This window comes from Psychrobacter sp. AOP7-C1-14, assembly GCF_052376135.1.
Taxonomy (GTDB): domain Bacteria; phylum Pseudomonadota; class Gammaproteobacteria; order Pseudomonadales; family Moraxellaceae; genus Psychrobacter.
The window spans coordinates 36,041-61,086 of record NZ_JBQSVH010000002.1 but is presented as its reverse complement, the minus strand read 5'-3'; the positions used below and the strand labels follow the sequence as shown (position 1 = coordinate 61,086).

The 25,046-nt window shown below is 43.0% G+C and carries 22 protein-coding genes; 17 read left to right on the top strand and 5 right to left on the bottom strand.

Annotated elements, in window-relative coordinates; all coding sequences use genetic code 11:
• Positions 1-24: 24 nt before the first annotated feature.
• Positions 25-1,167: a polysaccharide pyruvyl transferase family protein gene (locus ACT3QN_RS03005; RefSeq protein WP_444528847.1), complete on the top strand. Its 1,143-nt coding sequence runs from the start codon at positions 25-27 to the stop codon at positions 1,165-1,167.
• A 68-nt stretch (positions 1,168-1,235) separates the two neighbouring features.
• Here the strand turns inward: ACT3QN_RS03005 and ACT3QN_RS03000 are convergent, their stop codons facing one another.
• The gene (locus ACT3QN_RS03000; protein ID WP_444528846.1) at positions 1,236-2,216 is read right to left on the bottom strand and encodes a capsular polysaccharide export protein, LipB/KpsS family; all 981 of its coding nucleotides are present in this window, start codon (positions 2,214-2,216) and stop codon (positions 1,236-1,238) included.
• Positions 2,217-2,345: 129 nt separating this feature from the next.
• Between ACT3QN_RS03000 and ACT3QN_RS02995 the strand changes: the two genes are divergently transcribed.
• From ACT3QN_RS02995 to ACT3QN_RS02985, 3 genes are read left to right on the top strand one after another with little or no spacing between them, the layout of a single operon-like run.
• Positions 2,346-3,218, top strand: a complete 873-nt coding sequence (locus tag ACT3QN_RS02995) for a UTP--glucose-1-phosphate uridylyltransferase (RefSeq protein ID WP_444528845.1) — start codon at positions 2,346-2,348, stop codon at positions 3,216-3,218.
• A 3-nt stretch (positions 3,219-3,221) separates the two neighbouring features.
• Positions 3,222-4,901 (top strand): glucose-6-phosphate isomerase, encoded by a 1,680-nt coding sequence (gene pgi, locus ACT3QN_RS02990; protein ID WP_444528844.1) that lies wholly within the window; start codon positions 3,222-3,224, stop codon positions 4,899-4,901.
• 37 nt (positions 4,902-4,938) lie between these two features.
• The gene (locus ACT3QN_RS02985; RefSeq protein ID WP_444528843.1) at positions 4,939-6,324 is read left to right on the top strand and encodes a UDP-glucose/GDP-mannose dehydrogenase family protein; all 1,386 of its coding nucleotides are present in this window, start codon (positions 4,939-4,941) and stop codon (positions 6,322-6,324) included.
• Between the two features lie 101 nt (positions 6,325-6,425).
• Here the strand turns inward: ACT3QN_RS02985 and ACT3QN_RS02980 are convergent, their stop codons facing one another.
• On the bottom strand, positions 6,426-7,913 hold the full coding sequence (locus ACT3QN_RS02980) for a phosphomannomutase CpsG (protein WP_444528842.1): 1,488 nt from the start codon (positions 7,911-7,913) through the stop codon (positions 6,426-6,428).
• Between the two features lie 138 nt (positions 7,914-8,051).
• Here ACT3QN_RS02980 and mazG point away from each other — a divergent pair, with 138 nt between their 5' ends.
• From mazG to yjgA, 8 genes are all read left to right on the top strand, one after another.
• A complete protein-coding gene (mazG, locus tag ACT3QN_RS02975; RefSeq protein ID WP_444528841.1) occupies positions 8,052-8,918 on the top strand; it encodes a nucleoside triphosphate pyrophosphohydrolase in 867 nt (288 codons plus the stop codon).
• The gene (locus tag ACT3QN_RS02970) at positions 8,902-9,276 is read left to right on the top strand and encodes a ComEA family DNA-binding protein (RefSeq protein WP_444528840.1); all 375 of its coding nucleotides are present in this window, start codon (positions 8,902-8,904) and stop codon (positions 9,274-9,276) included. Before mazG ends, ACT3QN_RS02970 begins: the two co-directional genes overlap by 17 nt.
• 166 nt (positions 9,277-9,442) lie before the next feature.
• Entirely contained in the window at positions 9,443-11,665 is a 2,223-nt protein-coding gene (gene pcnB, locus ACT3QN_RS02965; RefSeq protein ID WP_444528839.1) for a polynucleotide adenylyltransferase PcnB, read from the top strand.
• 1 nt (position 11,666) lies between these two features.
• A complete protein-coding gene (folK, locus tag ACT3QN_RS02960; RefSeq protein WP_444528838.1) occupies positions 11,667-12,188 on the top strand; it encodes a 2-amino-4-hydroxy-6-hydroxymethyldihydropteridine diphosphokinase in 522 nt (173 codons plus the stop codon).
• 126 nt (positions 12,189-12,314) lie between these two features.
• Positions 12,315-13,115 carry a 3-methyl-2-oxobutanoate hydroxymethyltransferase gene (panB, locus tag ACT3QN_RS02955; protein ID WP_444528837.1) on the top strand — a complete coding sequence of 267 codons (801 nt, stop codon included), beginning with the start codon at positions 12,315-12,317 and terminating at the stop codon, positions 13,113-13,115.
• A 66-nt stretch (positions 13,116-13,181) separates the two neighbouring features.
• Positions 13,182-14,084, top strand: coding sequence for a pantoate--beta-alanine ligase (gene panC / locus ACT3QN_RS02950; RefSeq protein WP_444528836.1), 903 nt, complete (start codon positions 13,182-13,184; stop codon positions 14,082-14,084).
• Between the two features lie 106 nt (positions 14,085-14,190).
• A complete protein-coding gene (gene rapZ, locus ACT3QN_RS02945) occupies positions 14,191-15,102 on the top strand; it encodes an RNase adapter RapZ (RefSeq protein ID WP_444528946.1) in 912 nt (303 codons plus the stop codon).
• A 49-nt stretch (positions 15,103-15,151) separates the two neighbouring features.
• The gene (gene yjgA, locus ACT3QN_RS02940) at positions 15,152-15,664 is read left to right on the top strand and encodes a ribosome biogenesis factor YjgA (RefSeq protein WP_444528835.1); all 513 of its coding nucleotides are present in this window, start codon (positions 15,152-15,154) and stop codon (positions 15,662-15,664) included.
• 166 nt (positions 15,665-15,830) lie between these two features.
• Here yjgA and ACT3QN_RS02935 read toward each other — a convergent pair whose 3' ends face one another.
• Entirely contained in the window at positions 15,831-16,451 is a 621-nt protein-coding gene (locus tag ACT3QN_RS02935) for a thiol:disulfide interchange protein DsbA/DsbL (protein ID WP_444519935.1), read from the bottom strand.
• A gap of 505 nt (positions 16,452-16,956) precedes the next feature.
• On the opposite strand from ACT3QN_RS02935, the gene ubiG reads away from it, so the two are divergent.
• The 4 genes from ubiG to ACT3QN_RS02915 all read left to right on the top strand — a co-directional run bounded on the left by ubiG (position 16,957) and on the right by ACT3QN_RS02915 (position 19,989).
• Positions 16,957-17,802, top strand: a complete 846-nt coding sequence (ubiG, locus tag ACT3QN_RS02930; RefSeq protein WP_444528834.1) for a bifunctional 2-polyprenyl-6-hydroxyphenol methylase/3-demethylubiquinol 3-O-methyltransferase UbiG — start codon at positions 16,957-16,959, stop codon at positions 17,800-17,802.
• A gap of 67 nt (positions 17,803-17,869) precedes the next feature.
• Positions 17,870-18,580, top strand: a complete 711-nt coding sequence (locus ACT3QN_RS02925; protein WP_444528833.1) for an HAD family hydrolase — start codon at positions 17,870-17,872, stop codon at positions 18,578-18,580.
• A 156-nt stretch (positions 18,581-18,736) separates the two neighbouring features.
• Complete coding sequence (locus ACT3QN_RS02920; protein WP_444528832.1) at positions 18,737-19,573, top strand: YciK family oxidoreductase; 837 nt, start codon at positions 18,737-18,739, stop codon at positions 19,571-19,573.
• Positions 19,574-19,722: 149 nt separating this feature from the next.
• Entirely contained in the window at positions 19,723-19,989 is a 267-nt protein-coding gene (locus tag ACT3QN_RS02915; protein WP_444528831.1) for a DksA/TraR family C4-type zinc finger protein, read from the top strand.
• A 77-nt stretch (positions 19,990-20,066) separates the two neighbouring features.
• Here ACT3QN_RS02915 and ACT3QN_RS02910 read toward each other — a convergent pair whose 3' ends face one another.
• Both ACT3QN_RS02910 and ompR read right to left on the bottom strand, forming a co-directional pair.
• Positions 20,067-21,284 carry a CobW family GTP-binding protein gene (locus ACT3QN_RS02910; RefSeq protein ID WP_444528830.1) on the bottom strand — a complete coding sequence of 406 codons (1,218 nt, stop codon included), beginning with the start codon at positions 21,282-21,284 and terminating at the stop codon, positions 20,067-20,069.
• Positions 21,285-21,348: 64 nt separating this feature from the next.
• Positions 21,349-22,107 (bottom strand): osmolarity response regulator transcription factor OmpR, encoded by a 759-nt coding sequence (gene ompR, locus ACT3QN_RS02905; RefSeq protein WP_444522669.1) that lies wholly within the window; start codon positions 22,105-22,107, stop codon positions 21,349-21,351.
• A 378-nt stretch (positions 22,108-22,485) separates the two neighbouring features.
• Here ompR and ACT3QN_RS02900 point away from each other — a divergent pair, with 378 nt between their 5' ends.
• Positions 22,486-25,020, top strand: a complete 2,535-nt coding sequence (locus ACT3QN_RS02900; RefSeq protein ID WP_444528829.1) for a helix-hairpin-helix domain-containing protein — start codon at positions 22,486-22,488, stop codon at positions 25,018-25,020.
• Positions 25,021-25,046: the final 26 nt, after the last annotated feature.

Genomic DNA, 25,046 nt, shown 5'->3' with positions numbered 1-25,046 from the left:
AATAAATGTATAAGAGAGATTATCATGCGACGAGTACCAAAAGCGAGTTTACTGGTTTATGGCCCATGTTCGAATGCAGGTGATGTATTAATTCACAAAACAATTGAAAAGTTATTTGAAGGTGAAATTGATTTTAGATACCATCATATAAGAAACGATAAGCTAGAACATGTAGAAGATAATATTGTTATTGGTCCAGGTGGAATTTTATCAGGATCATATACTCCTGAAAAGAAACCAGATGAGTGGCTCATTAGACACTTGACGCAGTCCCGCGTAGATGAATGGAGCAAAAAAGGTAAAAATGTTACATTTTTTGGTACTGGTACAAATACACCTCTTAATCCTAACAAAAACCAAAAACCATTCTCTCTTAATAGTGAAAAAATTGTATCTGATTTAATATCTATGTCTAGTGGTGCCTTTGTACGAGGAAACTATGACCGGATGCGTTTACAGACTATTTGCCAGTCGGAAGATGTTTCAAAATTAAGTTTTCAGCCATGTCCATCGGTATTCATTGATACTATGGTAGCTTCTAAACGTGATAAGTTAGATAAGATTGCAGTAAACTTCCCATTTTTAAAGTCGATTACATCAGAGAATGTCGATAAACATCCCATCAAACGATTTATTACTTATGCTAGATCATTAGGATTAGATTGTGTATTTTCGCCTAATCATACTCAGGACATAAATCCCTATGTTTTTGATCTCTTTGACGAAGTTGACGTTAGTGAGGGTTTAGCTAACTTTATTTGTAGTTCGGAATTCGACTACACCCAAGGACAAGTTAAAATGCAGGATGAATGGGAAGGTATTGACTGTATCTTTAGTCGCTTTTCAGGATATAGATTTGCGTTTGGTGCGCGATTGCATTCTTTTTTACCATTTATGGCGTTTGAAACACCATCTCTTTTTTTAACGGGTAATGTAGCTAGAATGCCAATGCCTATTGACTACTTTAACAACCCAGTCTATCTAGCTAAAAACGGATTCCATCCTGATATTAATAAGATGGAAGAAGTAGTTGATGGCATGATAGAAAGGCTCAATTATTTTATAAAAAATGAAGCTAGTCTTGTCTCAGAAATACGCCGAGAAAAAGAAAGGTTATGGGAAGTTACAGAGCTTAATAAAATTCGTTTACTTTCTAATCTTAGCTGATATTAGCAATATTATTATGCGTAGAGTATAAAAATAGTGAATTTGTCACATCTCATGTTAAAGATATATTATTTGTGATAGATATTAAGACAATGTAAATATACTATTACGAAAAGCCCTTGTCTGTAGTTTGTTTTTATAGAACGGAAGCCTTTTTTCATATAGAAAGGCTCTCCTAAGGTCGTAACTTTTTTACCTCTCAACAAAGCTTCAAACCCACCTAATGACGTAATTGTATAAACATGGTCGATAGTTTCTAAGGCATCAACCAAATGAATAGGTTGAGTCAATATAAGGCAGTCTAGCGCAGTGAGTATGCTGACAAGAGAAGTATCATCGAGTGTCATTGGGTGTGGTTTGACAATGATTTGTGCATCAGAATTTTCTTCGATTGCTTGATTAACCACATCGAGTAAAGTAATACCCTCACCGCCACCATATTTCAATGAGTCATCATGTGGTACTTGCCCAAGTACCAATATACGTTCTTTACTCTTGATTCCGTATATAGGTACAACGTCCACATACGGCTGATGATTGTATTTACTTACTCTATGTGACACGTAATAATCAAGCATCTCCTGTGCCAACGTCTCATCATAGCCATTCTGCTCAAAGTCAAAATTGGCAATCAAGTCGGTCAAATCGTTTGGGCGAGTAGTGTCGAAATATGGTGCTTGGCTATCCATCACAATAGATAACGGTGGTGCGCTACTATCATCATCAGGACCTGAACGGATAAAACCATCTTCTAAGAAAAAAATGTCTAAACCTTGCTCTCGTACATATTCAATAAAGTACTGAGGTGCTTTATAGCCCCAAATATAAATAACTGGATTGACCTTTGTGATGAAAGGTTTGAGCCAAGTATTAAAATACGACTTATCAAAGTGTCGTTGTATTTGTACATGTGCAGACTCAAATACCCATTCGTTGACGATATCTTTCCATGGCAGCATACCAACCACTAGCGCCAAACGCTGGTTAGGGTAGCGATAGTGTCTATAGTAACCTGATAATAATGGCTTGAAGTAGTTATTGAATTTCATGAGAGAGTATAAGCTTCTATTGATATCTAGCAATTCTTGTTATGATACGCTATAGCACCAGCATGTTAAATCATATCCACAGTAAATAAGCTAATCACATATTATAAGCACTAACAAGGTTGCTCAGACATGCATAAAATCACTCACGCTGTTATCCCCGTCGCAGGCTTTGGTACCCGTATGTTGCCGTTGTCGAAATCTGTGCCAAAAGAGTTGTTACCGCTTGGCAATCGTCCTGCTATTCACTACGTGGTCGAAGAGGCCATCGCTGCCGGTATCAAGCATATTGTCTTGGTTGGTCATGCGCAGAAAAGTGCGATAGAAAACTACTTTGATATCAATGCTGAATTGGACAATCAACTACGTCATAAAGGCAAAGACGAGCTGGCTGATAGTCTCAACTGGCTGCCAGAAGATGTAACAGTATCGATGATACGCCAAGGTAAAGCTTTAGGTTTGGGTCATGCGGTACTGGCAGCGCGTCCAATCATCGGTGAGCATGACTTTGCTGTATTATTGCCTGATGTCGTGCTTGATCCATTTACCACTGATATGTCTGCTGACAATTTGGCCTTTATGCTGAGTCAGTTTGCTACAGATGGTCACTCACAGATATTGGTTGATCAAGTAGCGGATGAAGAAGTGCATAAGTATGGTATCGCTAAGTTAACTAGTGAGAGTGACGTCAGCGCTCCCGCAGATACTAATGCCAGCTTTAAAGTGGCTGGTTTTGTAGAAAAGCCCAATTTAGCTGATGCTCCCTCAAATTTGGCCGTCGTAGGGCGCTATGTCTTTAGCAACCATATCTTTGATTACTTAGCCAATACTAAAGCTTCAGTCGGTGGTGAGATTCAACTGACAGATGCGATTGATGCGCTCATTAGTGAGTATGGTGTCCATGTCACAACTATGCGTGGTGATAGCTATGATGCTGGCGATATGCGCTCGTATATGCAGGCGTTTATTTACTTTGCCGAGCAGCAATTAGTAGATGATGAGTAGCTGATGAATGAGACAAAGGGCGATAAGGTATATAGTAGTGCTCGACATTCTAAATACTGGCAGCAACTACAGACACTTGCAAAGCATCCATGGTCGCTTGCACAGCTATTTTCGCAAGATGACAAGCGCGCCAAGCATTTTAGTGTGCAGGCTGGGGCGCTGTATATGGATTTTAGTAAGCAGCGTATCGATCAGACAGTAATGTCTAACTTACTGAGTTTAGCTGAGAGTTGTGAGTTAGACGCTCGTATTGACTCGTTACTGCAAGGGGCGATGGTAAATACCAGCGAGCAGCGAGCAGCGTTGCATACGGCGCTCCGTCTACCAGAGACAGCCACATTACAAGTCGATGGACAAAATATCGTCGCTGATATACATCATAGTTTGTCACAAGTAGCACGTCTATCTGAGCGTGTGCGCAATGGTACGTGGCGTGGCTTTTCGGGCAAGGCAATGACAGATGTTGTCAATATTGGGGTCGGGGGTTCTGACCTTGGCCCACTTATGGCAACTACGGCGCTTGATGAATGTGCAGATACCAGTATTGAGGTGCATTTTGTCTCCAATATGGACGGTACGCAGCTTGATAATCTACTCAAGCATTTGAATCCTGAGACCACACTATTTATTATCTCTTCCAAATCCTTTGGCACGGTTGATACTTTATCAAATGCTAAGACGGCACTGTCCTGGCTACTTGCAACGGCAAAACTCCGTGCAGGTACAGAAGACAGTGTATTGCGTCGGCATTTTATCGGCATCTCAGCCAATAGTGAAAAAATGAGCGCTTGGGGAATTCATCCTGAACATCAGTTGCAGCTTTGGGAATGGGTCGGTGGGCGTTTTTCTCTATGGTCGGCGATTGGCCTTGCCATTGCTATTCGTATCGGTATGAGTGGCTTTAAGGCGCTATTAAGCGGTGCCCATAGTATGGATGAGCATTTTGCACAAGCTGACTTTGCTGATAACTTACCAGTGTTGCTAGGCTTACTGGCTGTTTGGAACAGTACTTTCTTACAAGTAAACGCGCACACTGTATTGCCTTATGATGGCAGGCTAGGCTATCTACCCAGCTATCTTACTCAGCTAGAGATGGAGAGTAATGGTAAGTCAGTCACTCGGAACGGGGATCATATTGATTACGATACTTGTCCGATTCTATGGGGTGAAATTGGCTCAAATGCGCAGCATGCATTTTATCAACTGCTACATCAAGGCACGCAGCAGGTTTCCTGTGATTTTATCGCCTGTGTACGTCGCTATGGTGACGAGGTTAAAAACTCTTCTTTGCAACAACAGCATGAATTGTCTTTAGCGAATTGTCTGGCCCAAAGTCGAGTATTGGCATTTGGTAATGCTGCTGTGACAGATCTAGGCAATCCAAAGACAGTGTCCGAAGCAGACAAATACAAGTACTACCGTGGGAACCAGCCGTCAACCACATTGCTGATTGATGAGCTGACGCCGCATAGCTTAGGATCATTGATAGCACTATATGAGCATAAGGTCTATGTCATGGCTAGTATCTGGGATATCAATCCATTTGATCAATGGGGCGTCGAGATGGGCAAGCAAATGGCAGACTCCGTGCATCATGCCATGCAGTACACTCAGAAAGACTCTCAAGGTCTATTCGATACGTCTACTGACCAACTGCTACAGCGTATCAAACAACTGTCTTAGCGATAACGGTGTGTTAATAATATAGGAAAGCACGCTCATGGAGACGGCTTTAGATGGTAGCCATATGAATAAATATAACAATAATTCTGAACCAAACCAGTTAACTGATTCCACAGTTTGTGTGCTTATTGGTCACAGCATAGAGGCAATTACCAGTGCAGTGGTGCTGGCAAGTCTTGGTCAGTGTGTGCATCTTTACGCAGACAGGGCGCTACTGACGCAGCAGATACAACAGTACGGTTTTGAGCATCATCTGCAAGCTCTATGGCAAATGTATGAGCAGCAGCAGGTTATTACTAGTAAGGAATTACCAGCTAGTGCTGATACGTTAATAAAAAGCTATGAAGCAGCAGGTCACGACAAAGCTAATACCCAAAATACTGTGGCATTGTATTGGATGTTTTTAGATAGTATTAAGTCAGTATGGACAGAAGATGGTTGGATTACCGCTTTTAATCAAAGCCATCAGCAAGCGCTGCCTATGATTATGAGCGGCATTGAGCAACTAGGCCATGTAGCAGGCTTGGCTCAGCGTTTGCAGCGTGCTTGGGTCTATTATGTGCCATTTGTATTCTTACAAGATGGCGATGCGTATAGCTCGATGTTGAACCCTTCATTATGGCTACTGGGTGAAAAAACAGCGAGTAGCAGCCAGCACTTGAATGTGTTGAAACCTTTAATGCAGCATGCACGTGCTACTCACCATGCTGATATCGCAACGATAGAGTTTGCTCGCAGTAGTATCATGGCGATGCTAGCGACCAGAGTGAGCTTTATGAATGAGATGTCACGTTTGGCTGATAGTCAAAATGTCGATATCAGTCAAGTCAGTCGTATTATGGGATTGGATGAGCGGGTAGGCAGTAGTTATCTACAAGCAGGGTGGGGATTCGGTGGTAATACTCTGCCTACTGAATTGGCTAAATTGCAACAATCAAGCCGTACACACAGTTTGGATATGCCTTTATTGCAATCTATCGTGCATATTAATGAAGATCAAAAAGAGCTGATATTCCGCAAATTTTGGCAGTATTTTGATGGGTTCATCGATAATAAAACCGTCATGATTTGGGGCGGTAGTTATAAATCAGGTTCAGGACGTACTACTGGCTCAGCTATCCATCCATTATTATCATTACTGTGGTCTTATAATATTCGCACGTTGGTTTATAGTGATAAGGCACAGCACGAGCTTGCTGAGCTTTATCAGCAACAACCATTGCTTGAGCTGATTACTAGTCCCTATCAACGGCTTTGCGATACCCATGCTATTTTTGTTATTAGCTGGTCACCGCGAGATCAATTGGATATTGCTAAAATAAATCAGCAAGCAATGCCAGTATTTGATGCGCAAAATGCCCTGACACGCTCACAAATTAGTAGTTTGGTAGGCGATTACATGGGTATTGGTCGAACTAAATAGTATTTTTTAAGTTTATCCATTTATAGAAAAGGGCTCGCTAATACTTGTTAGCGAGCCTTTTTCGACTGACAATCAGAACTGTTTATACTGGATTAATCACTTTATGCTGGTACGGCACCTTGAGTTGCTAGCCACTGCTGGATTTCTTGTGTTTTGGTAGCCAGTAGCTGCTGATCGCCGCGACTTTCGATATTCAATCTAATAAGTGGCTCGGTATTTGATGCACGTATATTAAAGCGCCAATCACCAAAATTTAGACTGAGGCCGTCAAGCATCGATTTAGTTGGATTATCGGTACTAAATTTATCTTCAATCGCGCTAATAATCGTCGGCGCATCATGAGTGGTGAGGTGGAAGTTTAGCTCACCTGAGCTGGGATAAGCAGCAATATAGCCTGTGACCAATTCTGATAAGGTCTTACCGGTGATAGACAACAGCTCAATAGTCAATAACCATGGAATCATACCACTATCGCAATAGAAGAAGTCTCGGAAATAGTGATGTGCAGACATTTCACCACCGTAAACCGCACCTGAGTCACGCATGACTTGCTTAATAAATGAGTGTCCAGATTTACTAATGATAGCCTTACCGTTGTGTTTTTTGATTACTGCTTCAGTATTATAAATTACTCGTGGATCATAGACGATTGATTCACTCGGGTATTTGTTCAAAAATGCTTGAGCGAGCATACCGACGATGTAGCTACCATCAATAAATTCGCCGCGTTCATCAAATAGGAAGCAGCGATCAAAGTCTCCATCAAAAGCAATACCAAGATCAGCGTTGTTTTCTAAAACGGCCTGCTGAGTGGCCACTCTATTGGCCTCAATCATTGGATTGGGGATGCCGTTAGGGAAGCTACCATCAGGCGTGTGATGCAATTTAATCACTTCGATCGATGCATCTGCTTGTGCTAGCTTATCAACTAATAAATCGACCACAGGACCTGCACTACCATTGCCTGAATTAACGACCAGTTTGAGTGGTTTTAGTTTATCAGTATTGATAAAAGTCATGACATGATCGATGTACGCGCTTTTATCCGTCAATAATTGTAATTTACCTGACTGATTATCCGTTGTGAATTGTCCAGACTCTGCGAGTGCTTGAATTTCTGCCAAACCATCATCGGCACTGATTGGTTTTGAATGCTCTTTGACCAGTTTTAGGCCATTATAGTTGATAGGGTTGTGACTGGCAGTAACCTCAATACCACCCAATGCCTGATAGTGACTGGTAGCAAAGTATACTTCCTCCGTACCACTCATACCCAAGTCGATCACATCGACGCCAGCGTCCATCATACCTGCGATAGCCGCCTGTTTTAACTGCTCACTAGAATGGCGAATATCACTACCAATGACGATAGTAGGTTTTAGAGTTGTTATATCATTGGTTTGAGTCTGAGCCGCTGCCTGATAACGCTGATATAAAATCTGTGCAAACGCGCGCCCGATACGGTAGGCAATCTCTGCATCGAGATTGACCCCAAGCTCACCGCGAATGTCATAGGCTTTAAATGAGCTGATAGTAATAGGGTTGAATGTCGCGGCTGGTTGGTAGCTGGTGGTCACAGAAGTGGGCATAATAATAAAGTTCCTCGCGCATGAGCAGTGGTAAAATGAAGCTATCAGTAGCACAATTATAAGCCAAGCTGTGTTCAATGATACACTAACTATGAGACAAGTCAGCAAACAACACATAAAACGACAAGAGCAGTCCTTATGAGTATTTCAGATAACACCATGACCGTACCTAAGCCCGTACAAGGAACACCAGAAGCCACTGGCGAGCTTGACGATTTGTTAGCGTTGATGGCACGATTACGTATCGACTGTCCTTGGGACAAAAAGCAAACCAACCATAGCCTTATTCCTTACGCTATTGAAGAGGCTTATGAGCTAGGCGAAGCGGTACAAAGCGATGATGATGAGGATATTAAAGGTGAGCTTGGCGATGTGCTGCTACAAGTGGTGTTTCATTGTCAGATGTATGCGGAGCAAGGGCGCTTTGATATGAGCGATGTCATTACGACCTTACAAGAAAAGCTGGTTCGCCGTCATCCACATGTGTTTGAGGCCGAAACGCTCAAAGACGATGCAGCGGTAAAATTACGCTGGGATGAAATCAAGCTCGAGGAGCAGCAGGCACGCGAAGCACGTGGTAAATCAAAACGTCGCTTAGATCAAGTCAAAGCGGGTAGTGCCTTGATACAGGCGCAAGATGTACAAAAGCAAGCGTCAAAGTTGGGTTTTGATTGGGAAGGTATTGCAGGTGCCGTAGATAAGCTAGACGAAGAGATTGCTGAGCTAAAGCATGAGCTAATAGATAAATCTACAGCCGAGGTCAAAGCCAATATCAGAGAGGTCGAAAAAGAATTAGGCGACTGTATGTTTGCACTCGTAAACGTTGCACGCAAATTGAATCTTGATGCAGAAGCGGCTACCTTAACCTGCGTGCACAAGTTTAAGTCCCGCTTTGGCTATATTGAAGAACAGTTAGCTGTTGCTGGCAAGCGACTAGAAGACAGCGATATAACTGAAATGGATGCACTGTGGGAAGCGGCGAAACAACATGAACGCTCATCGTAAATTTTCATTTGCCAGTTTACTGAGGACCATCGCTTTTGGTCTCCTATTGTCTGTGGTCTCACTCAGTAATGCGAATGCAGATCCTTGTTTTGATGACCCAAAACGTGCCTATGAGTATTTAATCAAAAAAGAAAAGGCTGTCACACAAGCGCGTGAGCAGAAAGTCATCAATATAAATCGAGCCAGTGAAGGTGAGCTGGTTTCGTTAGATGGTATCGGCAGCAGTAAAGCACAGGCAATAATTTTATATCGTGATATGTTTGGCGATTTTAAGACAGTGGGCGAGTTAGCAAAGGTAAAAGGTATCGGTCCAAAAACAGTCGAGAAAAACCAAAGACGTTTAAGCGTTCGCGATTAATGAGGGTGTTTTGCATTAATAAACCCCAATATTGACAAAATAGCATGTAAGTAAATGTCATAACACCCCCAGTAGGTCCAAAATTTGTTAAACTAGCGGGTACATCCGCCTGATAAACGCTGTGTTATTCAGGGGTAGTTAAAGAATACCGGCGAGGAGTAGATGCATGGCCGAGCGTGCCGCCAAGCAGTTAGAACTGAACAAATCTGAATTACCCAATTCCATTACTGAAGTGATTGCCACATTGACCCGTGCTGGGTTTGATGCGTATATCGTTGGTGGTGGTGTGCGCGATACTTTATTAGGTCTGCGCCCGAAAGACTTTGACGCTGTCACCGATGCCAAGCCGCATGAGATTAAAGACGTCTTTGGTAAGCGCTGCCGCATTATCGGTCGCCGCTTCCAGTTAGCGCATGTATATTCAGGTCGCGAGCTGATCGAAGTTGCTACTTTCCGTGGTCCACCAACCAGTGCTGCCAATACCAACCAAGACGGTATGATTCTGCGCGACAATGTTTGGGGCGATATCCAACAAGATTTCTCCCGTCGCGATTTCTCTATTAATGCGCTTTATTATCAACCGCTCAAAGGCATCGTTCATGATTTCTGCGGCGCGCTTGATGATATTGACAACAGAGTCATTCGTCTATTGGGCAATGCGCCAGTACGTATCGAAGAAGATCCTGTGCGCCTGCTACGTGCCTTACGTTTCAAAGCCAAGCTGGGCTTCGAGTTTGATGAAGCATTGTCCGCGCAATTTAATGATGGGAACTGGTCACTGCTTGAGCAAATATCACCGCATCGTCTGTATGATGAAACGCAAAAGATGTTTACTGGTGGCTATCTAGTGCCTTTATTGCCGCTATTGTTTGAATCAGGTGCGATTGATAGCCTTATTATCTATCCACCGTCTGAGCCAAGTGCTTTAGTGAATCAGGTGGCTATTAATACCGATAAGCGTATTGCAGCGGGTAAGAGTATCAACCCTGCATTCTTCTATGCTGCCTTACTGTGGGAAAACTATCTGCATCAATTGGCAAAAGCCAAAAAGCGCAATATGCCATTTGCTGAAGCGCAGATGCATGCGGCTGGTAAAGTCATCGACCGTCAACGTATCAAAACTGCTATTCCGAAGTTTGCTGAGCAGTTTATCCGTGATATTTGGATATTGCAGCCAAAACTTGCCGCCCCGCGTAGCAAACAAATCGTCCAGCTGTCTGAGCATCCGCGTTTCCGCGCTGGCTTTGACTTTTTGTTATTGCGTGAACAATGTGGTGACGCAGAGCATCCGCTATCAGAGTCAACCAACGATATGGGTGACTGGTGGCAAACGTATCAAACCTTGTCCGAACAAGAGCAACAGCAAGCGATTGAGGATTTTGACGAAAATATTCGTCGAGGTGCTTATAAAAAAGGGCAGCGTGGTCGCGGACGTAATCGTCAAGAATCAAAAACACAGACTACTGATAAGGTAACATCTAATCAGCACAGTACAAAGCAGAATAAAGCCGATGACCATGCCGGAAAAGGTAGAAATGATCAAACAATGGTAAATGATTCGTCAAATATTCCAGCTCGTCGTCGTCGCGCTGCAAGCCAATCTAAAGCTGACCGTAATGACAGCGCAAGACACAACGTGCAGCAAGTAGAACAAGACAATAACGAGCTTGCTCAGTTACAGCAGTTGTCTCTTGCCAGTAATGCTAAACAACCGACAAACCAACAGGCTAAACCTAAGCCTTTATTTGTTATAGAGCATGAAAACGTTGTGCCACCATTGCAAAAGCAACTATCAGTTGACGATACGTCGAAGCGCAGCAAAGCACCTGTACGAAAGCAAGCATCAACCAATCAAGATGCACCAAAGCAAATGGTTAAGTCTGAACACTCAAATAACGTTCAATCATCTAATACTAACCAGCCAGAAGTTCAGGTATCAGCTAGACCAGCACGCTCGATTGCAAGATCACCTGCGCTAGTCAGTATGAATAATGAGCCGATTCCGCATAAGCGTCGCCGTCGTCAGCCTACTGTAGATGGTACAAGCAGTGTCGAAGTACAAGGCAGTAACGATACGAAGGGCAGTAATGACAAAGCAAAGTCAGCAGCGAAGTATGCGAAAAAAGCGCCCAAGCCTGCAGTTGAGTCGACTGATAAAAGCGATACTAAAGTTGTAAAGGCAGTAGGTAGTCAGGCAGTAGATAGCAAAGATGCGGTAAAAACCGCTGCACCTGCGAGAGCCAAGAAGTCGGTGAAAGCAACTACTGCAAAGGCTGCTAAAGCGAAGCAAGATACGAGTGATCAGATGCCTGCTGTGAAAGCAACTGATAATAAAGGCCCTGTACCATCGAAGCGCCGCCGCCGTCAGCCTAGTACTGAAAGCGCATAATATGGATAACAGTACAGATAATAGTAACTGGGTTACCTGTTATGTGGGCTTGGGTAGCAACCTCGCTAATGAGCTGGGTTCGCCTACCGATCATTTGCAGCAGGCGCTTGCAGTAATGCGAGCACATGAGCAGGTACGTGAGGTAAGTGTCTCTTCTTTTTACGCTTCAGCACCGATGGGTCCGCAAGATCAGCCGGATTTTGTTAATGCAGTAGCTGTTTTTGAGACGACACTTGCCCCTTACGAGCTGCTTACTTTTTGTCAGCAGTTAGAGAGCATGGCCAAGCGCGCACGTTTACGCCGCTGGGGTGAACGTAGTCTGGACGTTGATATTTTGCTATACGGTGAGACGCAGATTACTGATCCAATACTGACAGTACCGCATGCTGGTTTAAGTGAGCGAAATTTTGTCTTAATACCACTGCGAGAGTTGTCGCCAAATTTAACCATCGCAGGTAAGTCGATAGGTGACTATTCCCAAAGTCGCGATTGGACAGGTTTAACATTATTATCAAGCAATTGATTATAAGTAAATGATGCTAGGTGATAGACGATAAATGATTGGGAGATCGGTCTAAGACATCTTGATCACAGCTAGAATAGTATCAATATTGACAATTAAAGGCATGGCAGATTAATTGAGGGTCATATGACGACATTATCTACTCTAAATAAGTTTAAAAAAGAAGGTACCAAGTTCACTTGCTTGACTTGTTATGACTCGATGTTTGCACGAATGATGGAAAAAGCTGAAATTGATACGATTTTAATTGGCGATAGCTTGGGCATGGTTGTACAAGGCCATGACTCAACGCTACCTGTGACAGTTAAGGATATGGCTTATCATACTGCTAATATTGCCCGTAGTAACAAACATGCGCTGATATTAGCTGATCTTCCATTTATGAGTTATGTGACATTACCAGAAGCCGTTGCTAATAGCCGCACGCTAATGCAAGCAGGGGCGCATGTCGTAAAAATCGAAGGCGGTAGTGAGCTGTGCGAATTGGTAACGACCTTGGCGCAAGCAGGTACACCAACTTGTGTACATCTTGGTTTGACTCCGCAATCAGTCAACGTGTTTGGTGGTTATAAGATTCAAGGTCGCGGTGATGAAGCGGCTGATAAATTGCTTGCTGATGCCAAAGCAGTCGTAGCCGCTGGTGCTGCACTGCTGGTATTAGAATGTGTGCCTGCTGAGCTTGCAAAAGCCGTTACTGAAGCCGTTGCCGTGCCAGTTATTGGTATTGGTGCTGGTGCAGATACTGATGGCCAAGTGCTGGTGATGCACGACATGCTTGGTATGGCTCATGGCCGAGTGCCACGTTTTGTCCATGATTTTTTAACAGATGAACGCAATAGCGCGCACAGTATCGAAGGTGCTTTTGCACTCTATCAGCAGTCAGTACGCGAAGGTAGTTTCCCGACTGAGCAGCACCAATTTAGCTGATTTTGAAGTTATTAAAGTCATTTAAGCTATTGAACAACAGAACGTTTGAATAGAAGAAAAGTAATCATGTCTCCAATTATTCATCATGATATCTCATCACTACGTGAAGCGCTTCAGCCTTATCGTGGTCAGCAAAGTGACAAACAAGAGCGTCAGCAGCGTATCGCGTTAGTACCAACAATGGGTAATCTACATGACGGTCATCTTGAGCTTGTAAGAATTGCCAAACAGTATGCAGATGTAGTGGTAGTCAGTATTTTCGTAAACCCCACTCAGTTTGGCGTTGGGGAGGATTTTGACAGCTATCCACGTACGCTAGATGTAGATGTGGCCAAGCTTGCGACAGTTGGTGCAGATTACGTATTTGCACCTAGCATTGATACAATGTATCCAGTATTACCACCACCTACTGCTGTGTTGGCTGGAGATATCGCAAATCAACTATGTGGTCAATCACGTCCTGGACACTTTGATGGTGTTGGCATCGTTGTCTCTAAACTGTTCAATATCGTACAACCAGATGTGGCAGTATTTGGACAAAAAGACTATCAGCAGCTTTCCATCATTAAGCAACTGGTACGTGACCTGAGTTATCCTATTAACATTATCGGCGCACCTATTGTTCGTGCTGATGATGGTTTGGCGCTATCATCGCGCAATCAATACTTAAGTGCAGATGAACGACAGGTTGCCCCTGTACTACATCAAGAATTGCAAGAATTTGCTCTACAATTAAAACGTACTGATCTTAGTCAACAAGCATTCGACCAACTGTTAGTAGATACGCGGGCACGCATTGGTGATGCAGGTTTTATTATTGATTATTTGGAAGTAAAGACTGAAGAGCTGGGTTCTGTCGTAAGCGATTCTATAACCTTCAATACAGAAAACAAAAACATCGTTATTTTAGTTGCAGCTTGGCTAGGACGAGCGCGCTTACTAGACAATCAGTTAGTAGTGGTAAATTAGGCTCTTATGACATATCAGTAGACTGGATATAATAGACTTGGATGAGTAGATCATGGGTGTAAGTCAGGATCAAAATATTAATACGTCAGTATCGGTAGCGGATCAGATGTCTACAAATAAGCTCAGTATATTGGTGGTGTCAGGGCGTTCGGGATCTGGTAAAACCTCAGTATTGAATATTTTAGAAGATTTGGGCTATTACTCTATTGATAATCTGCCACTGTCTTTATTACCTAATGCTGCTCATAAACTGGTTAACGAAAGCGGCATTCATCGTATAGCGCTTGGTGTTGATATTCGAACGCCACGTGCTGATCTATCTAATTTTGCAGTAACGTATGCCTCTCTTAAGGAAACTTATGGATCCAATGCGGTACAGATTCTATATGTGACTGCACAGGAAAGTACGCTGATAGCTCGTTTCAATGCAACGCGCCGTGTACATCCTTTGATGTCTCAAGATACTGACAGTGATAATGCTAAGCATATTGCCTTTAATTTACCTGCCGCTATCAAAAAAGAAGTTGAACTGTTAGAGCCGATTGCTAGTCATGCTGATATTAGGATTGATACCAGTAGTTTAAATATTCACCAATTAAAAGATAGTTTGCGTGAACATATAGGCATGGACAACCAGATTGTCATCAATCTACTGTCCTTCGGTTTTAAATACGGTAGCCCTATTGATGCTGACTTTGTTTTCGATGTTAGGGTTTTACCGAATCCTCACTGGAACCCTGAGTTACGTGACTCGACAGGTTTAGATACTGAGGTAGGCAGATTCTTTTCAGATTATCCAGAAGTAGCAGAAATGATGGATGATATTGATAAGTTTTTGACCCGTTGGCTACCAGAGTTTTTGCACAATAATCGTCATACGGTCACGGTTGCCATAGGCTGTACGGGCGGCAAACATCGCTCTGTTTTTATTACTGATCATCTACAACGTCGCCTTGCTAATGCTATGCCTAAAGGCTTGAAAGTATTGGCAAAACACCGCGAAAAGAGTCGTTGGTAGTGATATCAGACACTATTTAATTTATTAATTATTATTTTGGAAAGCTTTTATGATTGACTGGAAAGAACAGGACATGCGCGTCTCGCGCACAGAACTCAAAAAAGCCCATGAGCGCTTGCAGCAGTTATCTATACCGCTTGCCAGCCTATCGAAAAAACAGTTAAAAGCCTTACCTGCCAGCGATTACTTCATGGCAGAGCTAATGGCGCTCGCTGATATTACTAGTGCTAATGCTCGCAATCGTCAGACCAAACGTGTTGGCAAACTCATGATTGAAGAGAATCGTCATGAGCTGATAAAAGCACTATTTGATGCCTTTTTTCCTAAAGAGCAAGTCTCAAAAATAGAGAGCTGGTACGAGCGTCTAAATATCAACGATGAAGGTACACTCAAGCAGTTTGTGAAGCAATATAAAGCTTCTGAGCACCACAGCATGTACCAGTTACTATTGTGGATAGAGTATGCCAAACATATACAAGATGATGAGTTGCTAGCAGAGTCTGAAGAAGATTTGGCGAGTTATGTTCGTGAAGTGGCTATTTTATCGCAGCTAAAAAAATAACACTTATACCAAGCTAGAATGCTATTAGTTAAAAATTGATAGTTAGAAAATAACTAGCTAAAAAACTATGCACAAAAAAGCCAATCATAAATTGATTGGCTTTTTTGTGCATGACGTACAGATGGATCATACGTCACGTGTATTATTTGAATCTTTATTACTTGAGTTATTTCTTTTCGGCACGTACTTTATCAACTAAAAAGTCAACGATCTTAGGTACAGTAGCGTCTTGACCGCTGATGACATATTTACCTTGTACCACCACGGTTGGTACACCCGTTACTTGATAGCGTTTAGCGCCAGCTTGTGAGCGACCAATTTTTGTACCAACAGCGAATGAGTTGTAAAGGCTATTGAATTTTTTCTCGTCAACACCTTGTGAGCCATACCATTTACTTAGTGACTGTTGGTCAAACAGTTTTTTACCGTCTTTATGGATTGCGTTAAACAAAGCATCATGTGTTTTATTTTCGAATCCTAGTAACTGCGCTGCATAGAAACCGCGAGCGTTGGTTTCCCAAACAGGATTCATTGCCGCTGGCGTTTTAAAGAAGGCAACATCTTTATCTTTGTTCTTTGCCCATTTTTCCATATGTGGGTTGAGCGCATTACAATGTGGGCAACCATACCAAAAGAATTCACGAACAATGATAGCATCACCGCTGATTTTCTCTGGGTTGTCTAGCACACGATAATCTTTTCCAGCGACATAGTCTGCAGCTTGTGCGCCCATAGAGGCAAGTCCGATGGCCATGGCTAGACCAGTCAGTGTGATGACACGTTTCATACTTTATCCTTGAGGTGTGGAGACTTAGAATGGGTTAAGAGGTTGGTGCCTGTATAGTTGTTAAACATGTGACACTCTAAAATATATAACTTTTAAAGCGTCTAAACTAGACAGCGCCGAGTATAATCGAACAATAACAAAGTATCGACTATGATAACGTAAAAAGTATGTACTTGTGAATCGCATTCTTAACCGATAGTTGTAAAGCTGTTAGCCATTATTTAAGGTATATTGCTTGTTAGTTTCTGAACCTACTGTTTCTTAAACGTCTGCTTTATTTCTATGCATGGTGTAAAACTGTTCAGAGTATTAGGATGCAATATTATTATAAGGATATATATCTTTTATATATTAAAATACTGCCTAATAAATAGGGTGAAGTTTAAACTTATTCACAATCGGTGACGATGTGCTTACGACAAAAATGCTACTCTCATGCTAACATTAAGTACATAATCGTACACGGTAAACGATAATAACTATAGTGACAATCAAGGAACATACCATGAACTCAGCTTTAAATTCTTCGTCAACTTCAAGTGATCAAAATAATAATGCTGCTTTCAATAATGCAGAGTCTAACACCATAAACGTAGATCCTAGTGAAGTCGAAAAATTTAATAACTTGGCAAGTGAGTGGTGGAGCAATACAGGCGCGTTTGCAACGTTACACGAAATTAACCCATTACGTTTAAATTGGATAGAAGAAAACGTTAAACGTGGCTATCAAAATGCTGCTAGCAATAACGATACTGCTAACAAGACCGCTGAGCAAGGACTTACCGGCAAAAAAGTACTTGATGTAGGATGCGGCGGCGGAATATTGTCAGAATCTATGGCACGCCGCGGTGCTGATGTGACAGGAGTTGATTTAGGTACAGAAAACCTAAAGGCTGCTGCGTTACATGCTGAACAAAGCCATTTAGAGAATACGCTTCGTTATCAGCATATACCCGTTGAAGAGTTGGCAAAAACGCATGCTGGTCAGTTTGATGTGGTGACTTGCATGGAGATGCTAGAGCATGTGCCAGACCCTGGCTCGATTGTGCAGGCTTGCTATGAGTTGCTAGCTCCTGGCGGGGTTTGCGTACTATCAACGATTAATCGCAACCCTAAGTCTTATCTGTTTGCCATTGTTGGTGCAGAGTATGTACTGCGCCTACTGGATCGTGGTACCCATGACTATGCCAAATTTATTACGCCCGCTGAATTGGATAAAACGGCACTCAGCACCGGTTTTGTCCGTCAGGATATTATTGGTTTACATTATAATCCGTTGACTAAACGCTATTGGCTTGCCCAAAACGTTGATGTCAATTATATGATAGCCGTACAAAAGCCACTGGTTTAATGCTACATACAGTCGTTTATTTACTATACTTTCACTAAACACGTCATCAATTTCAAGAGCATTCACTATGACCCAATTTGTAAAAGCTGTTTTATTTGACCTTGATGGGACATTAATCGATACTGCTGCTGATTTTGTTCGTATCATTGGTAAGATGAGCCTCGAAAATGATTGGCAAGCACCGCCTGAAGTGGAAATTCGTGAGCAAGTCTCTGCGGGTGCCTCAGCCATGGTACAACTGATGCTAAGGCATAATGACCAACTTGAAGTCAGCGAAGAGGCGTTGCTTGAATTTCGTCAGCAATTTTTAGACGATTATGAAGCAGATATCTGCGTCGATAGTTGCGTGTTTCAAGCACTTGAAGCGGTATTGACCGAACTTGAAGCAAAGGGTGTGCCGTGGGGTATCGTTACCAATAAGCCGCGTTACTTAGCCGAAAAGCTACTAAGTGAGATGCAACTGGATCAACGTTGTGCGGCTCTGGTATGTCCAGATGATGTATCACGCACCAAACCAGACCCAGAGCCTATGTATATGGCGTTAGAAAAGCTTGGTATACCTCGAGGTGCGGCGGGTTGCGTACTCTATGTCGGTGATCATGTACGTGATATTGAAGCGGGTAATGCAGCTGGTATGCCAACGATTTTGGCTGCTTATGGGTATATTCCACCTGAAGATCAAAAGTCTTTGAAAAAATGGGGTGCCGACTATATTACGGATACGCCTGAGCAGTTAAACAAATTATTGCTCTCTTCTGGTAAATTTGAGTATTTATAGACTGCACTTTTCTAAGTCACCTTTTTTCTAAGTTGCCTTTTTATAGGCAGTTTTAACAGCGTTAGTAGTAAAGCTAGAATACCAATTATATATCACCAGTTTTATAACCATAAGCATATATCCTTAACGATTTGATGATAAGTAGTGAGTAATGCCATGAGTGACAATAATGATCAACCAGTCGATCAGAAAGACAATAAAAAAACGGTTCAAAGTCCTATTCAGCCTTTGACTCATGACGATATTCGTAGCTTTGTGCCACCCAGTAATTGCCTAGATGGTAAGACTATCTTAGTGACTGGTGCAGGGGACGGTATTGGCCGTGTTGCTGCATTGGCCTATGCTCGTTATGGTGCCACTGTTCTATTGTTAGGGCGCACTAGTAGCAAGCTTGAATACGTCTACGATGAGATTGAAAGTCTTGGTGGTAAGCAGCCCGCTATGTTGCCGATGAATTTAGAAGGGGCAACTTACGCTGAAATGCAGCAGCTTGAAGGACTAATTAATAAAGAAATCGGTCAGTTAGATGGTATCTTGCACAATGCCGGTGTGTTGGGCCAACTGACGCCACTTGAGATGTATGACGTCGATACTTTCGCTCAAGTGATGAAAGTCAATTTCACAGCGACTTTTACGCTGACCCAAGCGTTATTGCCACTATTGAAAGATGCTGATCATGGCTCTGTTGTCTTTACCTCTAGCACTGTAGGTACGCATCCTCGTGCTTTTTGGGGGGCTTATGCACTCTCAAAACAAGCAGTAGAGGGTATGAGTGATATTTTTACTCAAGAAACTCAGAACACCACTAATCTACGCTTTAACTGTGTAAATCCAGGTGGTACTCGTACCAATATGCGTGCGCATGCTTATCCGGGTGAAAACCCGATGAACTTAAAAACGCCTGAGGAGATTATGGCAGGCTATGTCTGTCTGATGAGTGATGAAAGTATTGGCGTACGCGGCCAAGTGGTTGAGCTACAACCTAAAGATTAGCAGTGCAGTTCTTGAATCGATTACGTCATTATTTATTGATGGTTTTATAAACTATCGCAGGTTGCAATTGTTTATATCTAGCCCCATCTATTTGTTATTAAAGACATTTGTATTGTCTGATTATAACGAATAAAAAAAAGGGTGAAATTATGGCAGGTGGTTGGTCAAGAGATGGTGCTGAGCACGAACAGATGGATGCAACTGTAAATGATGCGTTGGAACGAGCGCGACGTTCGTTACCGACAGGTGTAAGTGCTGAGCTGTGTGATGAATGTGGTAAGCCTATTCCGGAGGCAAGGCGACTGGCAGTGCCTGGTATTCAGCATTGCGTTAGCTGCCAGACAGAGCTTGAACAAGAAGCAAGAGCAGCTGAGCTGTTTAATCGTCGTGGTAGTAAAGACAGTCAGTTGCGCTAAAAAATAGTTAGTTGCGTTGAAAAAAAGGGCGGACATTGCTAGGTAAGATAGCAATGTCCGCCCTTTTTTGTCTGTTGCTATATAACCATTGCCATCAGTTCGCGATCGCAATCTTCCCAGTTTATCAAGGATGATAACGCTTCAGCATCATTCTTACTTTCTGTTTTTTCTATAGCTGTGTCGACATCACCATCTGATTGTAAAATAATTTCTAACCGACTATCAGTCTGTGGGTCAATAGTTTTGGTAGTTAGACTACCAGGGTTAAAATTGATCTGCATCCATCCGTCCGAGGTATGCACCACGCCCTTGATACGTTCCCAGTTTGGCAATGCTAATAGCCAGTTCTGTAGGTCGTCAGCGTTTAGTACGTAGTATGCAGGTAGTCGCCATCCAGCCAATTGAAAGTCTTGCTGCTCTTCATGATAGCGATAGGGTAGGTCATTATTAATATTGTCTTGAGCTTCGTGCTCATCTGTAGATGGACTCGACACTGGCATAGCGGCTAAAGAATTGCCTTGAGACCGCAAACCAATCATCGATTTTTGAGAGTGAGCGATATTGACTTTGCGTTGATTCAAAATGATATAGCTAGGTTTGTTCAGCTGATCTTTCAACGTTGCTGAGTATGCGTCTGTTAATTGGCCATCTGATAAATCTGTTGTTTCAGCTGACGCCAGTCTTGATACTGTCCAAATGATTTTTACTTGAGAATTTAGCTTGGTTATCCATTCTACTAAAGCTTGTTTTTCGCTAACATCTAATTGGGCATAGCGGTTGATGACCAACACATCGGCATCACGGACATGCGCCTGAAAACCATCATGATCACGATACTTAGTCTGTTGCCACTGCTCGCCACTCAAAACGGTTATCACGGCATTCATTTTTAGTGCGGTTTGCCAATGCGGCGCACTGAGTTGTAGTATTAGCTCGCGTGGATGTGCCAATCCTGTAGGCTCAATAAGCAGTCGCTGCGGATGATGGTCACTGAGCAGACGACTGATGGCAATTTGTAAAGGCAGCTGACTGGTGCAGCAGATACAGCCACCACTGACTTCACGAATGGCGATATTTTCTTGCTCAAAACCACTGTCTTGAGAACTCGCTAAAAGTGCACCGTCGATACCGATACGGCCAAACTCATTGATCAGTAAAGCCCAGCGCTCGTTATTAGGTTTTGTAGTCAGTAACTGATTAATAACAGTGGTTTTACCAGCACCTAAAAACCCTGTCACTAATGTACAGGGTATGTTTTGAAAAATCATAGGTTTTTTCACAGGTATACTCATCATATTGGCACGTGCTTGTAAGTAACCAAACACGGCCTATACTGAAAGAAATTAAACCAATCAAAAGTTATTCACTTTCGATGGTTTCTATCTCAGCTTCATCAGGAACGAACACATAACCTACGCCCCAAACCGTTTGGATATAACGCGCCTGTGAAGGGTTGTCTTCGATCAGACGACGTAAACGTGATACTTGGACATCGATAGAACGCTCCATCGCACCCCATTCACGACCACGAGCAAGGTTCATCAACTTGTCACGGGTCAATGGCTCACGTGGATGCTGTACGAGTGCCTTTAGGACTGAAAATTCACCAGTCGTCAAAGTAACGACATTACCGTCGCGTTTAAGCGTACGGGTCGACAAATCCAGTGTCCATGGCCCAAATTCAACCACTTCAAGTTGATGACTTGGCGCACCTGGCAACTCTCGGTTTTGACGACGCAGTACTGCTTTAATGCGAGCCAAAAGCTCTTTTGGATTAAATGGTTTAGGTAGATAGTCATCTGCACCTGCTTCTAGACCTGCGATACGATCAGCATCGCCACCTTTAGCGGTAAGCATAATGATAGGAATATCTGCATTGTCTTCACGTAGACGCTTGCAGATACTGATACCGTCTTCGCCTGGTAGCATTAAATCAAGCACGACCAAGGAGAAAAGCTCACGCTGCATGAGTTTATCCATCTGACTACCATCATGAGCAGTACGAACAACGAAACCATCATCTTCTAGAAAGCGTTGTAACAAAGAGCGCAGACGAGCATCATCATCGACGACTAAAATACGCTGCGTCAACGTGTCAGGGCTGTTGTTATCGGTCATACAGACATCCTTTTATAAAAATTATTGTTATCAGAAACGACAAACAAATAGCTATGAGCAAAAACATTGCCATCAATCGTCGTTATTTAATTATTGGTTACGAATAAGCGCATTATAAAATTAAAAACTATTGTTCAATATGTCAGCACATATCAATATTTGTGTTATTACTACTTTAGTGTATAAGATTGCACCGTGAATTGCATCACCCATGACAATAAATGCTGTATGCGTTTGTTTAATAAGTCCATAGGATGTGCGATATAGAAGGATTTACGCCATAAAATGCGCAATAAATAACGAAAAGATAAAAAGGATTTTTATTCATGCAGCTTTTGCTATAATGCAAAGCTACATTTCTCAACGATTGATACGTATATGAGTAGCACTGATACCTTAACGTCATCTCAAACCTCGACAAATGCACAGGTTTTAGATGCAACCACACACGCGAATATTCACGACAAGCTTGCTCGCGCGCTTGGCATTAAGACTGCTCAAGTCAATGCGTTTGTCAAACTTTATGATGAAGGCGCGACGGTTCCTTTTATTGCGCGTTACCGCAAAGAGAAGACTCAGAATCTTGATGATGCGCAGCTGCGTGCGTTAGAGAAGTCTCTTAATTATGAGCGTGACATGGCAACACGTCGCCTCAAAATTACTGAGCTACTAAACACACAGGGCAATCTGACTGATGAGCTACAGACGCGTATCGATAATGCGACGTCTAAGCTTGAGCTTGAAGATATCTATCTGCCATATCGCCCGCGTCGTCGTTCGCCTGCTGCCAAAGCTCGCGCCGCTGGTCTTGACACTGCTGCCCAAGCGGTCTTGACACAAGAAGTCACCCCGACGGATGCCTTGGCTGACTATCAAGTCCAGTCAATTATCACTGATGACAGTGGTAATGAAATCGAGGTTGATTTTAGCGACATCGAAAAACAACTCGCTGGCGTACAAGCGATCATCGTTGATGAATGGACACAAGCACTGGGCTTGTTGGACAACTTACGCAGTGGTTTTGCCAAAACAGCCAGTATCGTATCGAGCGTTGCGAGCGAAGAAAAGCGCGAAGTTGGCGAAAAATTCAAAGACTATTTTGAGCATAGCGAAAGCCTTGCTCGATTGCCAAACCATCGCCTATTAGCAATGTTGCGCGGTCGTCAAGAAAACGTCTTGGGTCTAAAAATTGAAGGCGAAGACACGCCATTTATCGAAAAAATTATCAACCATTTTGATGTTGATACCAAAGCACCAGCAGCACGTCGCGAGTTTTTAGCAGAGGCAGCCAGTAGCTTGTGGAAAGACAAATGGCGTCCGCATATCGAGCATCGCTTGTTAACTGAAAAGCGTCTAGCCGCAGAAGCGGATGCGATTGATGTGTTTGCTAGCAACTTACAGCATTTGCTAATGTCTGCGCCAGCAGGACCGAAAGTGATCTTAGGTGTCGATCCTGGTATCCGCCATGGCGTAAAAATGGCTATCGTCGATGCGCAAGGTCATGTGGTGTCAGATAGCGAAGAGAAACCTGTGATAGCGACCGTGTATCCGTTTGCACCTGATAATAAGATGGATGAAGCCAAAAAAGTCATAGATGCGCTGTTAAGCACTTATAACGTTGATTTAGTGGCCATCGGTAATGGTACTGCAAGTCGTGAAACAGATGTGATGATCAAAGAGATTTTGGCCGCGAACGATGCACTAAAAGCCAAAGCTGTTATTGTTAATGAGTCGGGCGCGTCTGTTTATTCGGCAAGTGAACTTGCGAGTGATGAGCTTGCTAATCTAGATGTTTCGGTACGCGGAGCGGTTTCTATTGCGCGTCGCTTGCAGGATCCATTGTCAGAGCTTGTTAAAGTTGATCCAAAAGCCATTGGTGTGGGTCAATATCAGCACGATGTTAATCAAAACCAGCTTGCAGACAGCCTTGATAAAGTAACTCAAGACAGTGTGAATGCCGTTGGTGTGGATGTGAACACAGCCAGTCCAGCTATTTTGGCTCACATCGCAGGCCTCAATCGCAATGTGGCGCAGCAAATTGTCACCTATCGCAAAGAGCACGGTGCATTTGATAGCCGTGAAGCGCTTAAAAATGTCCCACGCCTAGGCACTAAGACATTCGAGCAAGCAGCTGGTTTCTTACGTATTCATAATGGTAGCAACCCACTAGATGCCACTGGTGTGCATCCAGAAAGCTATGCATTGGTCGATAGCTTACTCGCACAAGCGGACAAGCCATTGTCGGAAGTCATCGGTAACGATGGTGTGCTCAATACTATCGATACGACTACATTGGCTGCTAACGACGATAATGTCAGCGTAAAAGCGATTGTCGAAGAACTTGCTAAGCCTGCTCGCGATCCACGTCCTGAGTTTAAAACAGCCAATTTCCGTGATGACGTCAATAGCATTAAAGATTTAAGCGAAGGCATAACGTTAGAAGGAGTGGTTACTAACGTGACGGCTTTTGGTTGTTTCGTTGACGTTGGCGTGCATCAGGATGGTTTGGTGCATATCTCGCAGATGGCCAATGACTTTGTCGCAGACCCTATGAATCGTGTCAAACCTGGTGATATCGTGTCGGTACGTGTCATCTCTATCGATGAGAAACGTGGCCGTATTGGGTTTAGTATGAAGCCTGAATCTGAAAAACCTGTACGTACTGCTGCCAAGTCTACGACAGCTAGTGCAGATGGTGAGAAAACCAGTCGTACGCGCAATAATAATAATACAAATAGCAATCGTCCAGCTGCTGACAAACGTCCATCTAAGCTACGTAGTAAGCGTCACGATAAAGACAGCGCGAACAATCGTAGTAAACCGGTGAAAAATGATAAAGCTGAAACCCCAAGCAAGATGGGTACACTCGGAGCTCTATTACAAGAAGCTGGCGTCACCAAAGCTAAGAAATAAGTACTATTGAAAGTAGCTATAATTTA

What these genes read in the sequence shown, in the direction of transcription:
- ompR (WP_444522669.1), bottom strand. Translation starts at nt 22,107, where the DNA reads ATGACCGATAACAACAGCCCTGACACGTTGACGCAGCGTATTTTAGTC.
- panC (WP_444528836.1), top strand. Translation starts at nt 13,182, where the DNA reads ATGTCTCCAATTATTCATCATGATATCTCATCACTACGTGAAGCGCTT.
- ubiG (WP_444528834.1), top strand. Translation starts at nt 16,957, where the DNA reads ATGAACTCAGCTTTAAATTCTTCGTCAACTTCAAGTGATCAAAATAAT.
- ACT3QN_RS02915 (WP_444528831.1), top strand. Translation starts at nt 19,723, where the DNA reads ATGGCAGGTGGTTGGTCAAGAGATGGTGCTGAGCACGAACAGATGGAT.
- ACT3QN_RS02935 (WP_444519935.1), bottom strand. Translation starts at nt 16,451, where the DNA reads ATGAAACGTGTCATCACACTGACTGGTCTAGCCATGGCCATCGGACTT.
- pgi (WP_444528844.1), top strand. Translation starts at nt 3,222, where the DNA reads ATGAATGAGACAAAGGGCGATAAGGTATATAGTAGTGCTCGACATTCT.
- mazG (WP_444528841.1), top strand. Translation starts at nt 8,052, where the DNA reads ATGAGTATTTCAGATAACACCATGACCGTACCTAAGCCCGTACAAGGA.
- folK (WP_444528838.1), top strand. Translation starts at nt 11,667, where the DNA reads ATGGATAACAGTACAGATAATAGTAACTGGGTTACCTGTTATGTGGGC.
- yjgA (WP_444528835.1), top strand. Translation starts at nt 15,152, where the DNA reads ATGATTGACTGGAAAGAACAGGACATGCGCGTCTCGCGCACAGAACTC.
- rapZ (WP_444528946.1), top strand. Translation starts at nt 14,191, where the DNA reads ATGTCTACAAATAAGCTCAGTATATTGGTGGTGTCAGGGCGTTCGGGA.
- ACT3QN_RS03000 (WP_444528846.1), bottom strand. Translation starts at nt 2,216, where the DNA reads ATGAAATTCAATAACTACTTCAAGCCATTATTATCAGGTTACTATAGA.
- ACT3QN_RS02985 (WP_444528843.1), top strand. Translation starts at nt 4,939, where the DNA reads ATGGAGACGGCTTTAGATGGTAGCCATATGAATAAATATAACAATAAT.
- pcnB (WP_444528839.1), top strand. Translation starts at nt 9,443, where the DNA reads ATGGCCGAGCGTGCCGCCAAGCAGTTAGAACTGAACAAATCTGAATTA.
- ACT3QN_RS02900 (WP_444528829.1), top strand. Translation starts at nt 22,486, where the DNA reads ATGAGTAGCACTGATACCTTAACGTCATCTCAAACCTCGACAAATGCA.
- ACT3QN_RS02970 (WP_444528840.1), top strand. Translation starts at nt 8,902, where the DNA reads ATGAACGCTCATCGTAAATTTTCATTTGCCAGTTTACTGAGGACCATC.
- ACT3QN_RS03005 (WP_444528847.1), top strand. Translation starts at nt 25, where the DNA reads ATGCGACGAGTACCAAAAGCGAGTTTACTGGTTTATGGCCCATGTTCG.
- ACT3QN_RS02980 (WP_444528842.1), bottom strand. Translation starts at nt 7,913, where the DNA reads ATGCCCACTTCTGTGACCACCAGCTACCAACCAGCCGCGACATTCAAC.
- ACT3QN_RS02925 (WP_444528833.1), top strand. Translation starts at nt 17,870, where the DNA reads ATGACCCAATTTGTAAAAGCTGTTTTATTTGACCTTGATGGGACATTA.
- ACT3QN_RS02910 (WP_444528830.1), bottom strand. Translation starts at nt 21,284, where the DNA reads ATGATGAGTATACCTGTGAAAAAACCTATGATTTTTCAAAACATACCC.
- panB (WP_444528837.1), top strand. Translation starts at nt 12,315, where the DNA reads ATGACGACATTATCTACTCTAAATAAGTTTAAAAAAGAAGGTACCAAG.
- ACT3QN_RS02995 (WP_444528845.1), top strand. Translation starts at nt 2,346, where the DNA reads ATGCATAAAATCACTCACGCTGTTATCCCCGTCGCAGGCTTTGGTACC.
- ACT3QN_RS02920 (WP_444528832.1), top strand. Translation starts at nt 18,737, where the DNA reads ATGAGTGACAATAATGATCAACCAGTCGATCAGAAAGACAATAAAAAA.